Origin of the sequence: Serratia sp. J2 (assembly GCF_046269175.1) — a bacterium.
GTDB classification, from domain to species: Bacteria; Pseudomonadota; Gammaproteobacteria; order Enterobacterales; family Enterobacteriaceae; genus Chania; species Chania fonticola_C.
This window is the reverse complement of sequence record NZ_JBKABN010000078.1, coordinates 1-2463: the sequence shown is the minus strand read 5'-3', so window position 1 is coordinate 2463 and position 2463 is coordinate 1. Positions and strand designations below refer to the sequence as shown.

3 protein-coding genes are annotated in these 2463 nt (G+C 49.9%); all 3 read right to left on the bottom strand.

Annotated elements, in window-relative coordinates:
* Positions 1-35 precede the first annotated feature (35 nt).
* Positions 36-1208, bottom strand: coding sequence for a phage major capsid protein (locus ACKWMY_RS28040; RefSeq protein ID WP_409487526.1), 1173 nt, complete (start codon positions 1206-1208; stop codon positions 36-38).
* A 206-nt stretch (positions 1209-1414) separates the two neighbouring features.
* Positions 1415-1768 carry a hypothetical protein gene (locus ACKWMY_RS28035; protein WP_223536497.1) on the bottom strand — a complete coding sequence of 118 codons (354 nt, stop codon included), beginning with the start codon at positions 1766-1768 and terminating at the stop codon, positions 1415-1417.
* Between the two features lie 13 nt (positions 1769-1781).
* Complete coding sequence (locus ACKWMY_RS28030) at positions 1782-2045, bottom strand: hypothetical protein (RefSeq protein ID WP_223536499.1); 264 nt, start codon at positions 2043-2045, stop codon at positions 1782-1784.
* Between the last annotated feature and the right edge of the window lie 418 nt (positions 2046-2463).

Here is a 2463-nt window from a genome sequence, read left to right as displayed (position 1 = left end):
TGACAGAAAAGGGGCAGTAGCCCCTCCGCTGATACTTACTTTTTGATTTCCAGTACCTTGATGGCGTTGGAATCCATCAGCCCGCCGCCCAGGTACTTATCGGTGTGCACCTTGTAGAAGCCAGGCTCGGTGATGTTGTCCGGGCGGGTCCGGGTACCGGTGTCGTGATCCACGATGAAATAGCCGCGCTTGAAGTCGCCCATAGCGATTACTGGCAAGCCTGCAGCGGCGTCTGGCATGTTCTCCAGGTAGTGAACCGGGTGGCCCAGCAACATATCCGGATCACCGGCTTGCAGGCGGTCGCGCCAGATGTAATCCCCGTTGCCGTTCTTCAACTTTTGCAGCATGGCGGCGGTGTTGGAGTTCATCGCCCATACGGCATTTTTGCGGTAGCGGCGGCGCAGCTTGAAGACCAGATCGATCAGCTCATCGGCGGTGGGAGTTGCGCCAGCGGAAACCATTTTCTCCAAGGTGCCGAACGGGCGAGCGCGGTCACCTGTAGCAGCGCGGGGATAGGCCAGGAACCCTTTGGATTTTTTCGCCCCGTCACCGTTCACCAGGTCGGTTTCTTCGGTTTCGGCAAAGGTGTCGCTGATCTCTTCGGTCAGCCAGCCCAGAATATCCACGTCGCTAAAGTCGAGGATTTCCTGAGTGGTTTTCGGGTAAGCGTAGATAGGGTTCAGCTTGATGCTGACCTCTTCCAGCTTAGGCGTCGCGGTTTCGGTACGGGCTTCACCTTCGATGCCACGTCCTACCGCCGCGCCGCCTACGGACACGAGTTTTTTGTATTCGTTGGATTTGGTGGTCTTCACCGTGCAGATCTGGCGCATGACGCTTTCATCCGCCAACATGCGCATGATCTCGGTATCCAGCTCAGGGATAACGGAATAGCCACCGCTCTCATTGACGGTGGTCGATAACATGCGGGTTTCGCCGGTCATGATGTAGTGGCGCAACTCTTCATTGGTTACGGTCTCACCTTCTTTAGCAGGCTTGGCCTTGCCACCTTGAGCACGTTCTTCATCGGCCAGGGTTTCATAGCGGCCAATATCAACCAGTAGGGCGTCGGTCTGGGTGCGGAGTTCGTCGAACTGGGTAGCCTCTTCTGTGGTAAGGCTGCGTTTCTCTTCTTCGGCTTTGGTCAGCAGGGAGCGCATTTGGGTGGCAAGTTCGGCTTTCTTCTGGCGGAGTTCAATCAATTTCTTCATAGCGGTTTCCGTATAGTGTGAATACAGACGGGAAACCAGCTCAAAGGGTTAAGCCGTTTAACAAAATTCCGGTGCGGAAAGGTGGGTGTTAAACGGCTAAGTGACGGCTCCCGTCGGAGTGTCACCCCTCAACATATACAGCTAAATAAAATAGTAAACAGGGTGTTTTTGTACTGAACACCAATAAACAATCACGAACAGAATATTTACACTTCTTTTTTCTGGAATGCCTCAATCTCACATATCCAATAACCGATAGTGCTATCTGTTTCGTAAATTAAATCAGTCAGTCTGGCACTCGGCTTGGCCCCTTTCCTGATTTTGTCGATCCCTTTCATGTAGGCGCCGTAAATGGCGGGTTCAACAAAATGTTTCTCAAAGGGAGTTAACTCACCACGTTTAAGCTGCCCTTGAATTTCTTTCAGTGCAGACTGAGCATATTCTTTCAACTCGGTGACTTTATCACTAATAGCCTTATCTGCTTTATACCGTGGATACATGACATTCAAATCCTCAGAAATATCATCAACACGGCGTTTAATTTCAAGTAATCTTTCCATATCACCTTCTTCGTTAAATATACTCGGTTACTAATTTATGGCCCGCTGGCACGTCTAATGGGATTGCCTCACCATTCACCTTAATACACGGAAGCACTTGTTTCACTGGCTCATCGCTAAAGATATGCCAGTAGTTCACATCGACATAGCTGATCACATCATGTACCGCGACAACCTCTTCTGTTTTGCGGTTGACTATCTTCACCCTGATACCTTGACGCGCAGGGTGCATATCCAGTATTTCAATGCCCGATCTTCTTTGGCTAGGCTGTGTCATTTTTTACCCCCATTTCATAGAGAAAAGTTTTTTACCCATAAAACTGTCCGTACTGTCCGCCCTTACCATTTTATCAATATAAATCATAAATTTAAGCAGTCAGACAGTTGGTACAAAACTGTCCGCCACTACCCGCCCAAACTACCCGCCTAAGGGCGGACGGTTCAGACACTTTCTACCAACTGTCCGCCCACTGTCCGCCCTGTTTAATTATATGTATTTATTACATTTTTACTCTAAGGGCGGACAGTTCAGACAGTTTGTTTAAGAAAAACTATTTATTCAGTCATCCCCCATAGGCTCCCCACCACCTGTAGCGGCTGGCAGCCACTCTTCGGCCTCATCCAGCAACGTGATGTTGGACTGGATACGCCCTCGGGTTGCCTTCTTCTTGGATTCGGCCTTCTTGTACTCCTTA